The sequence below is a fragment of the Pseudomonas sp. Sample_11 genome, assembly GCF_004307505.1.
Classification (GTDB): Bacteria; Pseudomonadota; Gammaproteobacteria; order Pseudomonadales; family Pseudomonadaceae; genus Aquipseudomonas; species Aquipseudomonas atacamensis.
The window spans coordinates 35,008-50,436 of record NZ_RCOD01000067.1 but is presented as its reverse complement, the minus strand read 5'-3'; the positions used below and the strand labels follow the sequence as shown (position 1 = coordinate 50,436).

The window sequence follows — 15,429 nt, the reverse complement described above, 5'->3', positions numbered from 1 at the left end:
CGCCCGGGTTGAAGTAATACTTTTCGTGATAGCCCGGGCCGTCGGGGATATGGCTCTTGCGATAAATCCCGAGGTTGCTGCCGTCGGCGTCGATGATCGCGATGCTGTTGAAGCGTGCACGCCCGGCCAGTTCGTAGAAGCTGATCGGCAGCACCACTTGCAGCTCTTTGGCGATTTTCCGGAAATGCTTGATGGCCACGTTTTCTTCAACCGTCGTTGCCAGTTGCAGGTAATCCGGATTCGGCTTCTGGCAGAAGTACGGTGCCTCGAACAGTTCCTGGATGAGGATGATCTGTGCGCCTTTGGCGGCGGCTTCGCGGACCAGTCTTTCAGCGGTTTCGAGGTTGGCTTCCAGGTCCCACGAACAGGCCATCTGCGTGGCGGCGACGGTAACGATACGGCTCATGAATCATCTCCGGGCTAGTGCTTTGACGGTCGAAGAATTCAACCGAAAAGAAAACGCGCGCACCGGACAAGAGATCACCATGCCGGAGCAATGGCGACTTTATAACCGATAAATATCGACCTTAAAAGCTATAAATCAGTAATTTATTCCCTTGAAAGCTAATTAAATCGATACAAATCGAACTTAAGACCGAAAACAAATGTGGAAGCGAGCCTGCTCGCGAATGCGCTGTGTCATTCAACGCATGTGGCGACTGATACACAGCTTTCGCGAGCAGGCTCGCTCCCACAGGGGATGTGCCTTGCTTACAGACCTTCGGTAAGCACCCGATCCAGCATGTCGACAAAGAAATCCACGCTCTGGCGCGACGTCACCATTGGTGGTTTGATCTTGAGGATGTTCAAGTCATCGCCCGTCGGCTGCATGAAGATCCCCAACTCGCGCAGGCGGTCACACAGCAATGCAGTCTCGGCAGTTGCCGGTTCCAGCGTCTGGCGATTGCGGATCAGCTCCAGCCCGAGATAAAACCCGGAGCCGTGCACCGCGCCGACCAACGGATGTTTATCGATTAACGCTTCCAGGCGCGCCTTGAAGTGGCCGCCGACGACCTGGGCGTTTTCCCAGAGCTTTTCTTCCTCCATCACATCGAGCACCGCCATGCCGATCTGACAACTGACCGGACTGCCGCCCGCCGACGAGAAGAAATAGCCTTCGGCCTCCAGCGCCTCGGCGATTTCCCGGCGAGTGATCACCGCGCCAAGTGGCTGACCGTTACCCATGCCCTTGGCCATGGTGATGATGTCCGGCACCACGCCCTGCTCTTCGAAACCCCAGAAAAAATGGCCCATGCGCCCGTAACCGACCTGCACTTCGTCAGCGATGCATACTCCACCCTGCGCGCGGACTTTTTCATACACCTGCGGCAAATAGCCCGGCGGTAAAGAAATACCCCCGGCATTGCCGTAGACCGGCTCGCAGATGAAACCGGCCAGTTGCCGCTTTTGCTCGGCCAGTTTTTGCAGATGATGCTCGACGCTGCGCACGTAATCCGGCGCCGAATCGGCGCCACGGAATTCGCCGCGATACGTGTTCGGCGCTGGCACTGGGTGCACCCAGTCCGGGCGACTTTCCAGGGCCTTCGGGTTGTCGGCAATCGACGTCGATACCGCATCGGCGCCGATCGTCCAGCCGTGATACGCCTCGAGCACGCTGATCATGTCGCGCCCGCCGCTGAAGGCCCAGGCCAGGCGAATCGCAAGGTCATTGGCCTCGCTGCCGCTGTTGACCAGAAACACACGATCCATGCCTTTCGGCGCCAGCTTCAGCAAGCGCTCGGAAAACTCGGCGACCGCCGCGTAGTTGAAACGCGAATTGGTATTGAGCAACGACCACTGCCGCGCCGCGACCGCCGCCATCCGAGGGTGACCGTGGCCGAGCACGGCGACGTTGTTGAGCATGTCCAGATACGAACGGCCCTGCATGTCGATCAGGTGATTGCGCCAGCCGCGTTCAATGCGCGGTGGGTCAACGTAATAGTGTTTTTGCGTGCGGGCGAAACTGGCATCGCGGCGTTCGAGCAGGGTTTTCGCGTCCAGCTCAGGCTCGGCGTCGCAGGCCAGCCCGAGCAGCATCGCCGGTGACGGGCACAACGCCTGCCACGCCGATGCACGGGACGGCGTGCAGAACAGCGGCGCGTCGAGCTCTGCTTCTCGGCACAACTGCACAATCAGCGGCCCAGTGACTTCACCGAGTTTCTGGCCTCTATCCACTGCCATCCCATGTTCAAGAACGGGCGTCACGCCCCACAGGCGAACGCTGAACTGTGGGCCATCGAGTTGCAGCGCACCGTTTGCCGCTTGCTTCAGAATGCCGGCGAACGGTGCTTGCACTTCGGTTCCGGTCGGCACACGCAATTCGACATGCAACGGGAACGTATCCGGTTCAGTCGCACTGTCCGGGCGGGTGCGTGACAAGCGGTACTGGCCATAACGCGTCGCCGCCAGCCCATGGACCGCTTCGGCCTCTGTCAGCAAGCGCTGATCAATGCCCGGCTGCTCCCAATTGCCCGCCTCGAAGTGCGGGCTCAACACGCCCAGATCGATCAGCGCGAATTCGCGCCCGACCAGCCCTGGCAACAACGGTGCAAATTCTGTGTTTTCGGCCTCTGGCACGGTCTGTCCCACGGCTGTGAGAATCGCCGCTTCCATCAGCGCCTGTGGCACCGATGTCGCGACGCGAAAGATTTCCCACTCGTGACTGAGATTGTCGCGGCTATAGGTATTGGTGGGGTCGATACTCACCTGTTGCTCGCCACTGAGCACCAGAACCGCCGCCCGCGCCACGATCAATGGCCACAGCGCTTGAAGCTCAGCGTACTGCAACGGATTGACCGCGTGATAAGCCTTGACCGCCGGCAGGATGACCAACGGATCGCCATCGGCGTGATGCAGCAAAGCCGCACAGGTCACCGACAGATCGGTGATACGCCAGGTGCGCACCAGATCACCGAAGTCGATCACTCCCTGCAACTGCCAATGCCGCTGGGCATCACGCGCCCAGACGACGTTGTCATCGGTGATGTCCATGTGAATCGCCTGCACCGGCAGTTTGTCCAGCAGCGGCTGCAAACGGCGCTCGGCCTGCTCGGCGGCAGCGCTGATCGCCGCACGCTGCTGCGCGTCGGTGATCACCGGCAACAGATGACTGATCAAAGCGTTGGCGTGTCGCGCGTCCCACTGCAAGGTGCGTTCAAGACCCGGGTGATTGAAACCTGCCAAGGCCAGATCCATCTCGCCACAGAGTCGGCCAAACCCGGCAACCACGTCCTGGCCAAGATGATCGAAGTCGGTCAACGGCTGCCCGTCGATGTACTCCAACAACCGCACATGCACCGTTTCGCCATTGGCTTGCAACGACAACAGATCTGCACCGTTGTTGGCTGAAATGACACGAGGCACCTTGATCGCCGAATGCTCGGCCAAGTATTTGAGCCCGGCGTGCTGGGCTTGCAACTCCACAAGAGCGTAGTCGCCACGACAGACTTTCAGCACAAAGCGTCCACGCGCGCTGTCGACGCGATAATTCAGATCCTGCTGGCTGCCCAGCGCCTGCAACGTGCCGCTGAACCCGTAATATTCGGCCAGCCATTGCAGCGCCTGCGCCTCTGAAACCTGCGGACCGGGCAAACTGGCGCGATGAATCAACGTGGCGAGCGGCATGAAACGACCCCTGAAATTTTATTAGGCGCTTATATCGCCATTGCCTTGGCGGTTACGCAACCCCCGGCTTCAATGAACGCTCCAATTCAAACCCAACACTCGCGCCCCGCAGCGCTTTGCGCAAGAATGTCGCCCATTCAAACCTGTCTATGGAAATCCTCATGAATGTCATCACCACCGATCTGCCCGGTGTTCTGATCATCGAACCCAAGGTGTTCGGCGACGAGCGCGGTTTTTTCTACGAGAGTTTCAATGCCAAGGCGTTTCAGGACGCTACCGGCCTGGAAACGCAGTTTGTGCAGGACAACCATTCGCGCTCGCAAAAAGGCGTGCTGCGTGGCCTGCATTACCAGTTGCAGAACACCCAGGGCAAACTGGTTCGCGTGACCGCGGGTGAAGTGCTCGATGTGGCGGTGGACATCCGTCGCAGCTCGCCGCATTTCGGCAAATCGGTGGCGGTGCGCCTGTCGGCGGAAAACCATCGTCAGCTATGGGTACCGGAAGGTTTCGCTCACGGTTTCGTGGTGCTGAGCGAGTTCGCCGAATTCCTCTACAAGACCACCAACTATTACGACCCGTCCTCCGAGCGCAGCATTCGCTGGGACGACCCGGCGCTGGGCATCGACTGGCAACTGGACGAAGCGCCGAAGCTGTCGGCCAAGGACCAGGCGGCTGCGCTGCTCAAGGACGCTGACGTCTTCGCCTGAGGCCGGGCATAATGCGCCTGTCCCTACAGGCGTATCCGGCACATGAAACCACCGCTCCCCCGCAGACCTCGCTGGCGCAGCCTCGCACTGTTGGCCCTGTGCCTGGCGCCGCTGCTGTGGCCGCTGGAACACCTCGCCGAACGCTATTACCGCAGCGAACTCGCCGGGCAGAATCGCCAGACCCTTGATCTTTACGTCGCCAATCTGCTCGGCACCCTGCATCGCTATGAAGTGTTGCCGCAGATTCTCGGCGATCTGCCGGCCCTGCGCGCGGTACTCGGTGCGCCGGACGACGGCGTGACCCAAGGCAACGCCAATCGCCTGCTGAAAAACATCGCCGCGCAGACCGGCGCTGAAGTCATGTACCTGATGGACACGTCCGGCCAGACGCTGGCGGCGTCGAACTGGGACAAACGCGACAGCTTCGTCGGCCGCAACTTCGCCTTCCGCCCGTATTTCAGCGAAGCCATGGCCGGGCGCCTCGGACGCTTCTTCGGCCTCGGCACCACCTCGGCCAAACGCGGGTATTTCTTCGCCGCGGCTGTGCGCAGCGGCGAGAAAATCATCGGCGTGCTGGTGATCAAGGTCGACCTCGACCACACCGAAAGCCTGTGGGGCAAAACCCCGGAACAATTGCTGGTGACCGACCATAACGGCGTGGTCATCCTGACGTCGCGCCCGGAATGGCGTTTCCGCTCCACCCGTGCATTGAGCGATGCCGAGCGCGCCGCAATCACCGCAATCCAGCCCTACCCGACCCGTGAACCGCGGCCGCTGAACCTGAGCGCCGACGCTTGGCTGACGCAGACTCACGACATCGCCGAAACCGGCTGGAGCGTGAGCATTCTCGCCCCGCGCACGCTGATCGATCGTCCGGTGCGCACGGTGGTTGCGATCGGCGGTGCCACGCTGTTGGTGGTGATGCTGCTGGTGGGTTTGATGATGCAACGTCGCCGGCATTATCTGGAGCGCATCGCTTTCGAGGCCAAGGCCCGCCGCGAACTGGAAGGCCGGGTGGCCGAACGTACCAGCGATCTGGAGGGCCTCAACCGGCGTTTGAAACAGGAAGTGCTCGAGCGTGAGCAGGCCCAGCAGGAGCTGGTGCGCGCCCAGGACGATCTGGTCCAGGCCGGCAAACTGTCGGCGCTGGGGACCATGTCGGCGAGCATCAGTCACGAACTCAATCAGCCGCTGGCGGCGATTCGCAGCTATGCGGAAAACGCCGAAGTGCTGCTCGATCATCAGCGCACCGAGGACGCGCGCGGCAACCTCAAGCTGATCAGCGAACTGACCGGGCGCATGGCCTCGATCATCGCCCACCTGCGCGCCTTCGCCCGCCGCGATCGCCACGCACCGGAAAGCGTCGCTCTGCAACCGGCATTGGACGATGCGCTGGCATTGCTGGCCAAACGTCGGCGCAGCATGGAGGTCGAATTGATCCGCGACTTGCCCGCAGCCACGCTGTGGGTCGAGGCCGGCGAAACCCGCTTGCGTCAGGTGCTGGGCAATCTGCTGGCCAACGCCCTCGATGCGCTCACCGAAAAAGGCCCGCCGCGCAAATTGTGGCTGAGTGCCGAAGCCACCGCCGACGGCGTCAATCTGTACATTCGCGACAACGGCCCCGGGTTCTGCATGGAAGCCCTTGGCCGCGCCAGCGAGCCCTTTTACACCACCAAGACCCGCACCCAGGGTCTGGGTCTGGGACTGGCCATTTGTGAAACGCTGATGCGCGCCTTTGGTGGCGAGCTGTCGTTCGCCAACCACAAACAAGGCGGTGCCCTGATCACCCTGCGCCTGCGCGCCGGCGCGCCCGGAGTCAGCCTGCAACCGTCCGAGGATCGAAGTGCATGACCATCGACAATCGCATCCAGGTAGTGTTGATCGACGACGATCCGCACTTGCGCCAGGCCCTCGGCCAGACCCTGGACCTGGCCGGCCTGAAAATCCTGCCGCTGTCCGAAGCCAAGGGCCTGGCCGCGCAACTTGAGCGTGACTGGCCGGGGGTGGTGGTCAGCGACATCCGCATGCCGGGCATGGACGGCCTCGAACTGTTGAGCGAGTTGCATGCACAGGATCCGGAGCTGCCGGTGCTGCTGATCACTGGCCATGGCGACGTACCGCTGGCAGTGCAGGCGATGCGCGCCGGCGCTTACGATTTTCTGGAAAAACCCTTTGCCAGCGATGCGCTGCTCGACAGCGTCCGTCGCGCCCTCGCGCTACGGCGGCTGGTGCTGGACAACCGCAGCCTGCGTCTGGCCTTGAGCGACCGCAACGAATTGAGCGCGCGACTGGTCGGCCATTCGACACCGATGCTGCGCCTGCGTGAGCAGATCGGTGCGCTGGCGGCGACCAAGGCTGACGTGCTGATCCTCGGCGAAACCGGCGCTGGTAAAGAGGTGGTTGCCCGCGCGCTGCACGACTTGTCGAGCCGCCGCAACGGCCCGTTCGTGGCGATCAATGCCGGCGCCCTGGCGGAATCGGTGGTGGAAAGCGAGCTGTTCGGTCACGAGCCCGGTGCTTTCACCGGCGCGCAGAAACGCCGCATCGGCAAATTCGAATTCGCCAACGGCGGCACGCTGTTTCTCGACGAAATCGAAAGCATGAGCATGGACGTGCAAGTGAAACTGCTGCGCATGCTGCAGGAGCGAGTCGTCGAGCGTCTGGGCGGCAATCAGTTGATCCCGCTGGACATCCGCGTCATCGCCGCGACCAAGGAAGATCTGCGCCAAGCGGCGGATCAGGGTCGCTTCCGCGCCGACTTGTATTACCGCCTCAACGTCGCGCCGCTGCGCATCCCGCCGCTGCGCGAAAGGGGCGAAGACGCACTGGTGCTGTTCCAGCATTACGCCGATGAAGCCAGCGCCCGTCACGGCTTGCCCCCCCACGAGCTGCAACCGGCACACCGCGCCCTACTGCTGCGCCACACCTGGCCGGGCAATGTACGTGAACTGCAAAATGCCGCCGAACGCTTCGCCCTTGGGCTTGAGCTGGCACTGGACAACAGCGCTGATGGCAGCGGTGGCACGCCGGTAGAAGTGGTCAGTGGCGGCCTCAGCGAGCAAGTGGAAAACTTCGAGAAATCGCTGATCGCCGCCGAACTCGCGCGCTCGCACAGCTCGGTACGCAGCCTCGCCGAAGCCTTGGGTATTCCGCGCAAGACCCTGCATGACAAGCTGCGCAAACACGGTCTGAATTTCGGCGACAGCAGCCACGGGGAAGACAACGAATGAGCAGCGCAAGCGAATACCTGCAAACGGTGCTGCATCACGACATTCCGCTGACCGCCGAGATGGGCCTCAAAGTGCTCGAGTGGCGTGAGCAGCAATTGAGCCTGCACCTGCCACTTGCGCCCAACGTCAATCACAAGAGCACCATGTTTGGCGGCAGCCTCTACTGCGGCGCGGTGCTGGCCGGCTGGGGCTGGTTGCATCTACGCTTGAAGGAAGAAGGGATTACCGACGGACACATCGTCATTCAGGAAGGACAGATCAGTTATCCGCTGCCGGTGACCGGGGACGCCGTGGCCATTTGCCCGGCGCCGGAGGCCGCGGTATGGAAGCGCTTTGTGGCGATGTATCGGCGATACGGACGGGCGCGGTTGACGCTGGATACGCGGATTTTGAATGCGGGAAGCGAGGACGAGGCGGTGAGATTTACCGGGCAGTACGTTTTGCACCGTTGAAGATCAACAGCCCCTCACCCTAGCCCTCTCCCGAGGGAGAGGGAACCGATACGGGGATGCTGCAGATTTTAGTCGACCTGAAACTGCTTCGCCGAATCCACAATCGACTCGATTCTCCGGGTCGATGCATAGCGCCAGACAACTCGGTCGGCTCCCTCTCCTGGGGGAGAGGGCTGGGGTGAGGGGAATTGCGGATCAGGCAGTTAGCCTCGGGCCAGCTCCAACAACCGCCCGCGCCACGCAGCCTTCGCCGGCAGCGCCAGAAAAAACTCGTTCAACAGCGATTCCCGCGCAGGGTAACTGAACGCTTCACCCTTCAAATCCAGTACCTCGCCCCCCGCCCCTTCCAGCACGCCCTGCGCTGCCGCCGTGTCCCACTGCGAAGTCGGCGCCAGTCGCGGATAGCAATCGGCAGCACCTTCAGCCAGCAGGCAAAACTTCAAGGAACTGCCGATATTGGCCAGTTGCAGCTCACCAAGACTGGCGCTCAACCCGGCCAGCAAACGCTCTTGCTCGGGACTTGAATGGCGACGGCTGGCCACCACGGTAAACGCCTCGCCCGGCGCAGGCACATCGCGCACCCGAATCGCTACCGGCGTAGCGCCCTCGTCGCCACGCCATGCACCGAGCCCGGCACCGCCGACGTAAAAACGACCGTTGGTCGGCATCGTCACCACGCCAAATACCACCCGGCCATTTTCGATCAGCGCGATGTTGACGGTGAATTCCTCGCTACCGCTGATGAACTCCTTAGTACCGTCCAGCGGATCCACCAGCCACCAGCGCTGCCAACCGGCGCGCACGCTTTGCGGGATGTCGGCGTCCTCTTCCGAGAGCACCGGAATGCTCGGATCCAGCGCCGTCAGCCCGGCAACGATAAGGTGATGCGCAGCCAGATCGGCAGCCGTCACCGGCGAATCATCGGACTTGGCCGTGACTTCGACGCCTGCACGCCAGAACGGCAGAATCGCCTCGCCAGCCTGTAAAGCCAGCGCAACCACAGGTGCCATCAGCGGATGGGGAAAATTCATCGACGTCTCACTCATAGCTGAACACCCCGCGCTGGCTCAGCAGGTCGCGGGTCAGATACAGCGCCGCCAAGGCGCGGCCCTCGGAAAATTGCGGATTCTGCGCCAGCGCCGACAGTTCGCGCAGGTTGACCTTGTCGACCCGCATCGGCTCCGGCTCATCGCCTTCCAGCCGCTCTTCATACAGGTCGGTGGCCAGCACCACTTGGATTTTCTGGCTCATGTAACCGGGCGACAGCGACAGCTCGGTCAGATGTTCCAACTGGCGCGCGCCATAACCGGCCTCTTCCTTGAGTTCCCGCTCGGCCGCCGCCAGCACATCTTCGCCCGGCTCGATCAGGCCTTTGGGCAGAGACAGTTCGTATTCGTCGGTGCCGCCGCAGTATTCCTCGATCAACACTGCGTGTTCGGCATCAAGCATCGCGACGATCATCACCGCGCCATAACCCGCGCCCTTGCCGACCAGACGCTCGTAAGTGCGCTCCACGCCATTGGAAAATCGCAGCTTGAGTTCTTCGACGCGAAACAGGCGACTGGTGGCGACGATCTCGCGGGCGAGTACGGTGGGTTTCTGGCGCATGCAAAGCTCCTTGGCGTGAACGCGCTACTATAACGCGGCTTTCCCGATTGTTTGCGTCGGATATCTTTTCACCGTTCGAGACGTTGCCATGCCTTCTTTACCGTGGTCCGACATCGATACCGTTCTGCTCGACATGGACGGCACGCTGCTGGATCTGCACTTCGACAACCATTTCTGGCTCGAACACCTGCCCCAGCGCTACGCCGAACTGCACGGCATCAGCCGGGCCATGGCCGAGCTGGAATTGCAGCCGCTGTTCGAACGCCACGCCGGCCAGTTGCAGTGGTACTGCCTGGATTTCTGGAGCGCGGAACTGAAATTGTCGGTGCGTGAACTGAAACAGGAAACCGCCCACTTGATCGCCCTGCGCGCCGATGCCGATACCTTTCTCGATGCAATCAAACGCGCAGGAAAACGGGTGATCATGATCACCAATGCGCACCGCGATTCGCTGTCGTTGAAACTGGAACGGATCGAACTGGCGCCGTACTTCGAGCGGCTGATCAGCTCGCACGACTATGGTTATCCCAAGGAGAACCCGCAGTTCTGGGATGCCTTGCAGGCGAACATCGGTTTTGATCCGGCGCGCAGCCTGTTTATCGACGACACCTTGCCGATCCTGCGCAGTGCACGGGATTTTGGCGTGGCGCACTTGCTGGCGGTGAAAGAACCGGACAGCCGCAGAGGGCCGAAGGACACAGAGGAGTTTGCCGCCGTCGAAGACTACCGCGATCTCATTGCCGGGCTCTGATCCCTGTAGGAGCTGCCGAAGGCTGCGATCTTTTGATTTGCTTTTTTTAAAGTCAAATTCAAAAGATCGTCCGATCGCGGCCCGAGCCTTCGGCAGCTCCTACATGACTGCGTTATTTGGGAATGCGCAGCTTCTGCCCCGGATAAATCTTGTTCACATCCTTGAGCATCGGTTTGTTGGCTTCGAAAATCTTCTCGTACTGGTTGGCATTGCCATAGACGCGCAGTGAAATTGCGCTGAGTGTGTCACCTGCTTTGACCTCGACAAACTCTGCCGCAACCACCACCGGCCCGGTCACGGTGATCTGATCATCCACACTGCCCACGCCAGCAATGTTGCCCACCGCGAGCACAATCTTTTCCTTCTCTTCCTGACTCGCCACCTCACCGGTGATTGTCACCTTGTCGCCATCCACGGTCGCCTGCACGTTGGGATTGCCCAGCCCGACCTTGCTGATATGTTCCTTCAACTGCTCGCTGGCATTGGCGTTTCCGGGAGTCAACAGATCAAGCAGTTTCTCACCGGCTTCTTTGACAAAACTCAAAAGGCTCATCGCATTCACTCCATGTAATAAAGGGTCAGTCGTCCAAGCCTAGACCACCCCAGCCAAACCCGGTTCCAGTCCGACCAATGACGCTGCCGCGCCGCAGGCGGTAGAATCGCCACACCCCGCCAACCGCCCGGAGCGAAGATGGACATCAAGCAGCTGAAATTCCTCATCGCCCTCGACGAAACCCGCCATTTCGGCCAGGCCGCCGCGCGCTGCCACATCACCCAGCCGACCCTGTCGATGCGCTTGCGCAGCCTCGAAGAAGAACTTGATCTGCCATTGGTCAACCGTGGCCAGCGCTTCGAAGGTTTCACCGCGCCGGGCGAGCGCGTGCTGGCGTGGGCGCGCACGGTGCTGGCGGCTTACGACGGCCTGCAGGCAGAAGCGGCGGCCTGTCGCGGTAACCTGATCGGTACGCTGCGCCTGGGCGTGGTGCCGCTGTCGAGCTTCGATCCGTTGCCGCTGATGCAACGTCTGCATGCGGCGCACCCGGAACTGCGCTTCGAACTGTCGTCGCTGAGCTCCGAGCAGGTGCTCGAACACTTGGCGAACAACCGCATCGACATTGGCGTGTCGTATCTGGAGCGCCTGGACAGCGAGCGCTTCGATTCGCTGGCCTTCAACGAGACGCGCATGGGCCTGCTCTATGACGAGCGCTCGTTCAACTTCGGCGAAGAACCCCTGAGCTGGGAATCGCTGATCGAACTGCCGCTGTGCATGCTCACCAGCGGCATGCACTTTCGCCAGTCCATCGACCACAACTTCCACAGCCGTGGCCTGACCCCGCAACCGCTGTTGCAAACCGACGCCGTGCATCAACTGCTGCAAGCAGTACACGGCGGTTTTTGCTGCGCGATCATGCCGCTCGATGGCGGCGCGGAAACCCTTGCTGATCACCTGCGTCTGCAACCGATCGAAAATGCCCACACCCTCGCGCCGCTGGGCCTGATCATGCGCCGTGGCGCGCCGCGTTCAGCGCTGGCGGAAGCCTGTTTCGCGCTTTATCAGAAATCGTCAAAAGACGCTTGATCGACGGCATCTATCGGTAGATCGGTAATAGCGATTAGACGCGACAACTTGCCGCGCCTAGTCTTGACCTAGATCAAACCGTCGGTGATGCCATGAACGCCAAGCGCCCAGCCTGCGCGGCGCCAGCAATTGAAACGCCCGCGCCTGCCGCCAGCCAGACCTACAGCTACAGCGATCTACCCTTTGAGGCATCGGCCAGCACTGCGCTGGCCGAGGAAGTTGCCTTGGCGATCGCCTACAACGGCATCAGCCAGGCAGTGATGCTGGTTACACCGACCGACCTTGAAGATTTCATCGTCGGTTTCAGCCTCGGCAGCGGCATCATCGAAGACTCCAGCGATATCTACGATCTGCAACTGACGGGCGCAGGCTCGGCGCAATACGCGCAGGTGACTATTGCCAACCGCGCGTTCTGGAACCTCAAACAGCAGCGTCGGCAGTTGGCCGGCACCAGCGGCTGCGGACTGTGCGGCGTCGAAGCCGTCGAACAGGCGCTGCCTGAGCTCAAAGTGTTGGCGGGCGCAGCCTTGCCACCGATCGAATGGCTCGACGGTTTGCGCCAGCGCATCGGCGCGTTCCAGCCGCTCGGCCAGCACTGCGGCGCGGTGCATGCTGCGGTGTTCATGAATGCCAGCGGCGAATTGCTGCTCGGCCGCGAAGACATCGGCCGACACAACGCCCTCGATAAGCTGATCGGCGGGTTGATCCGCCAGAAGATTTCTACCGAAGGCGGCCTGGCGATTGTCACCAGCCGTTGCAGCCTCGAATTGATCCAGAAAGTCTTGCGTGCCGGGATCCAGACCCTGGTCAGCCTGTCGGCACCCACCGGCCTGGCCGTGCAATGGGCCCGGCGCCATAACCTCAATCTCATCCACCTGCCGCAGAAAAGTGCGCCGCGGGTGTACAGCCCCGCGATGGAGAATCAAGCGTGAGCCAACATCATCAAGCCGACCAGAAACCTGTCCCGCGCTACAAGCCTTACAAAGGTGCCGCTGGCGGCTGGGGCGCCCTGATCAGTGTGGCCCAGGCGTGGCTGACCAGCGACAACGCCCTGAAAAACCTGCGCATGATGCTCAAGACCAACCAGAACGGCGGTTTCGACTGCCCGGGTTGCGCCTGGGGTGATTCGCCGGAAAGCGGCATGGTCAAGTTCTGCGAGAACGGTGCCAAAGCGGTGAACTGGGAAGCGACCAAGCGTCGCGTCGATGCGAAGTTTTTCGCCAAGCACAGCGTCACTTCCCTGCTGGAGCAGAGCGATTACTGGCTGGAATATCAGGGCCGCCTGACCGAGCCGATGGTCTACGACGCCGAGTCCGATCGCTACAAGCCGATCAGTTGGGAAGATGCCTTCGCCCTGATCGGCAAGCACCTGCGCAATCTGCCAAGCCCGGATCAGGCCGAGTTCTACACCTCGGGACGCGCCAGCAACGAAGCGGCGTATCTGTATCAGCTGTTCGTGCGAGCTTACGGCACCAACAATTTTCCTGACTGCTCGAACATGTGCCACGAGGCCAGCGGCGTGGCGTTGGCGCAGAGCGTCGGTGTCGGCAAAGGCACGGTGACCTTCGACGACTTCGAACACGCCGACGCGATTTTCGTCTGGGGCCAGAACCCCGGCACCAACCATCCGCGCATGCTCGAACCGTTGCGTGAAGCGGTGAAACGCGGCGCCCAGGTGGTGTGCATCAACCCGCTGAAAGAGCGCGGTCTGGAGCGTTTCCAGCATCCCCAGCACCCGATCGAAATGCTCACCAACGGCGACAAGCCGACCAACACCGCGTACTTCCGCCCGGCACTCGGCGGCGACATGGCGGTGCTGCGCGGCATGGCCAAGTTCCTCCTGCAATGGGAACGCGATGCGCAGAAGGCAGGCGAGCCGGCGGTGTTCGACCATGATTTCCTCAATGCCCACAGCGCTAACGTGCTGGAGTATCTGGCCATCGTCGACGACACCTCGTGGGAGCAGATCGTCGAGCAGTCCGGCCTGACCCTGGTCGAGATCGAACAAGCTGCGCGCATGTACGCCAAAGGCAAGAACGTGATCATGTGCTGGGCCATGGGCATCACCCAGCACCGTCATTCGGTGCCGACCATTCAGGAAATCGCCAACCTGATGCTGCTGCGCGGCAATATCGGCAAACCTGGCGCCGGTCTGTGCCCGGTGCGTGGTCACAGCAACGTGCAGGGCGACCGCACCATGGGCATCAACGAGCGTCCACCGGTGGCGTTCCTCGACTCGCTGGAGCGTCGCTTCCAGTTCAAGGTGCCGCGCCACAATGGCCACAACGTGGTCGAGGCGATTCATGCGATGGCCGAAGGTCGCGCCAAGGTGTTCATCGGCTTGGGCGGCAACTTTGCCCAGGCCACGCCGGACAGCTCGCGCACCTTCGAAGCGCTGAGCAACTGTGACCTGACTGTGCAGATCAGCACCAAACTCAACCGCAGCCACCTCGCTCACGGTAAAGACGCGCTGATCCTGCCGTGCCTGGGCCGTACCGACATCGACATCCAGACCGAAGGCCCGCAAGCGGTCACCGTGGAAGACTCGTTCAGCATGGTCCACGCGTCCAACGGCCAGTTGCAGCCGCTGTCGAACCAGATGCGCTCGGAACCGTCGATCATCGCCGGCATCGCTGCCGCCACTCTCGGCAGCCAACCGGTGGACTGGAACTGGCTGGTAGCCGATTACGGGCGCATTCGCGAACTGATCGCCGACACCATCCCGAGTTTCAAAGACTTCAACGACAAGATCAAAAACCCGGGCGGCTTCTATCTGGGCAATTCCGCCGGGGCACGCAAGTGGAATACGCCATCAGGCCGGGCCAACTTCCGCGCCAACCAGTTGCCGGAAGATCTGGTTCACGAACGCACCCGCGCCACCGGCCAGGTGCCGGATCTGATCCTGCAATCGATGCGTTCCCACGATCAGTACAACACGACGATCTATGGTCTCGACGACCGCTACCGTGGCGTGAAGGGCCAGCGTGACGTGCTGTTCGCCAACGAGGCCGACATCATTCGTCTGGGCTTCCGTCCGGGACAGAAGGCCGACATCGTGTCGATCTGGGACGACGGTCGCGAGCGCCGGGTGAAAGGTTTTACATTGTTGGCGTTCGACATTCCTGCGGGGCAGGCGGCGGCGTACTATCCGGAAGTCAATCCGCTGGTGCCGCTGGAGAGCACTGGCGATGGCAGCCACACGCCGACGTCGAAGTTCATTGCGATCCGGCTGGAAGCGGCGAGTGAGACGGGGTTGATCATGGCTAAATCCGCTTAACCGCGGAGCCAGATCCGGCCCCTTCGCGAGCAGGCTCGCTCCCACAGTTGGAATGCATTTCAAATGTGGGAGCGAGCCTGCTCGCGAAAGCCATCGACCTGTCAACAGATCTGCCGTGGCAAAGATTTTCGACCGCCCACAAAAAAGGCCGTTTCTGCATGAAAACGGCCTGTCCGAAGTAGCTAAAGACCGGCGAAAATC

At 61.5% G+C, this 15,429-nt stretch carries 13 protein-coding genes; 8 read left to right on the top strand and 5 right to left on the bottom strand.

Annotated elements, in window-relative coordinates:
• Together D8U60_RS18910 and D8U60_RS18900 are read right to left on the bottom strand one after the other, a co-directional pair.
• Positions 1-406, bottom strand: a 406-nt coding sequence (locus tag D8U60_RS18910) for a nitrilase-related carbon-nitrogen hydrolase (protein WP_277751558.1), incomplete at its 3' end; no start/stop codon positions are given.
• 305 nt (positions 407-711) lie between these two features.
• Positions 712-3,624: an aminotransferase gene (locus D8U60_RS18900; RefSeq protein WP_130900671.1), complete on the bottom strand. Its 2,913-nt coding sequence runs from the start codon at positions 3,622-3,624 to the stop codon at positions 712-714.
• Between the two features lie 161 nt (positions 3,625-3,785).
• Here D8U60_RS18900 and rfbC point away from each other — a divergent pair, with 161 nt between their 5' ends.
• From rfbC to D8U60_RS18880, 4 genes are read left to right on the top strand one after another with little or no spacing between them, the layout of a single operon-like run.
• Positions 3,786-4,331, top strand: coding sequence for a dTDP-4-dehydrorhamnose 3,5-epimerase (gene rfbC, locus D8U60_RS18895; RefSeq protein WP_016772161.1), 546 nt, complete (start codon positions 3,786-3,788; stop codon positions 4,329-4,331).
• Positions 4,332-4,373: 42 nt separating this feature from the next.
• On the top strand, positions 4,374-6,182 hold the full coding sequence (locus tag D8U60_RS18890) for an ATP-binding protein (RefSeq protein ID WP_122699903.1): 1,809 nt from the start codon (positions 4,374-4,376) through the stop codon (positions 6,180-6,182).
• Positions 6,179-7,561: a sigma-54 dependent transcriptional regulator gene (locus D8U60_RS18885; RefSeq protein ID WP_016772163.1), complete on the top strand. Its 1,383-nt coding sequence runs from the start codon at positions 6,179-6,181 to the stop codon at positions 7,559-7,561. The genes D8U60_RS18890 and D8U60_RS18885 overlap by 4 nt, the downstream gene beginning before the upstream one ends.
• Positions 7,558-8,013, top strand: coding sequence for a thioesterase domain-containing protein (locus D8U60_RS18880; protein ID WP_130900670.1), 456 nt, complete (start codon positions 7,558-7,560; stop codon positions 8,011-8,013). The genes D8U60_RS18885 and D8U60_RS18880 overlap by 4 nt, the downstream gene beginning before the upstream one ends.
• 203 nt (positions 8,014-8,216) lie before the next feature.
• On the opposite strand, the gene cysQ is transcribed toward D8U60_RS18880, so the two are convergent.
• Positions 8,217-9,044 (bottom strand): 3'(2'),5'-bisphosphate nucleotidase CysQ, encoded by an 828-nt coding sequence (gene cysQ, locus D8U60_RS18875; protein WP_130900672.1) that lies wholly within the window; start codon positions 9,042-9,044, stop codon positions 8,217-8,219.
• A gap of 7 nt (positions 9,045-9,051) precedes the next feature.
• On the bottom strand, positions 9,052-9,621 hold the full coding sequence (nudE, locus tag D8U60_RS18870) for an ADP compounds hydrolase NudE (protein ID WP_016772166.1): 570 nt from the start codon (positions 9,619-9,621) through the stop codon (positions 9,052-9,054).
• An 88-nt stretch (positions 9,622-9,709) separates the two neighbouring features.
• Here nudE and yrfG point away from each other — a divergent pair, with 88 nt between their 5' ends.
• Complete coding sequence (gene yrfG / locus D8U60_RS18865) at positions 9,710-10,372, top strand: GMP/IMP nucleotidase (RefSeq protein WP_130900669.1); 663 nt, start codon at positions 9,710-9,712, stop codon at positions 10,370-10,372.
• A 112-nt stretch (positions 10,373-10,484) separates the two neighbouring features.
• Here yrfG and lysM read toward each other — a convergent pair whose 3' ends face one another.
• Positions 10,485-10,925, bottom strand: a complete 441-nt coding sequence (gene lysM, locus D8U60_RS18860) for a peptidoglycan-binding protein LysM (protein ID WP_122601389.1) — start codon at positions 10,923-10,925, stop codon at positions 10,485-10,487.
• Positions 10,926-11,063: 138 nt separating this feature from the next.
• Between lysM and D8U60_RS18855 the strand changes: the two genes are divergently transcribed.
• The 3 genes from D8U60_RS18855 to D8U60_RS18845 all read left to right on the top strand — a co-directional run bounded on the left by D8U60_RS18855 (position 11,064) and on the right by D8U60_RS18845 (position 15,228).
• Complete coding sequence (locus D8U60_RS18855) at positions 11,064-11,951, top strand: LysR family transcriptional regulator (RefSeq protein WP_130900668.1); 888 nt, start codon at positions 11,064-11,066, stop codon at positions 11,949-11,951.
• 92 nt (positions 11,952-12,043) lie between these two features.
• Positions 12,044-12,883 carry a formate dehydrogenase accessory sulfurtransferase FdhD gene (fdhD, locus tag D8U60_RS18850; RefSeq protein ID WP_130900667.1) on the top strand — a complete coding sequence of 280 codons (840 nt, stop codon included), beginning with the start codon at positions 12,044-12,046 and terminating at the stop codon, positions 12,881-12,883.
• A complete protein-coding gene (locus D8U60_RS18845; protein WP_130900666.1) occupies positions 12,880-15,228 on the top strand; it encodes an FdhF/YdeP family oxidoreductase in 2,349 nt (782 codons plus the stop codon). The genes fdhD and D8U60_RS18845 overlap by 4 nt, the downstream gene beginning before the upstream one ends.
• Positions 15,229-15,429: the final 201 nt, after the last annotated feature.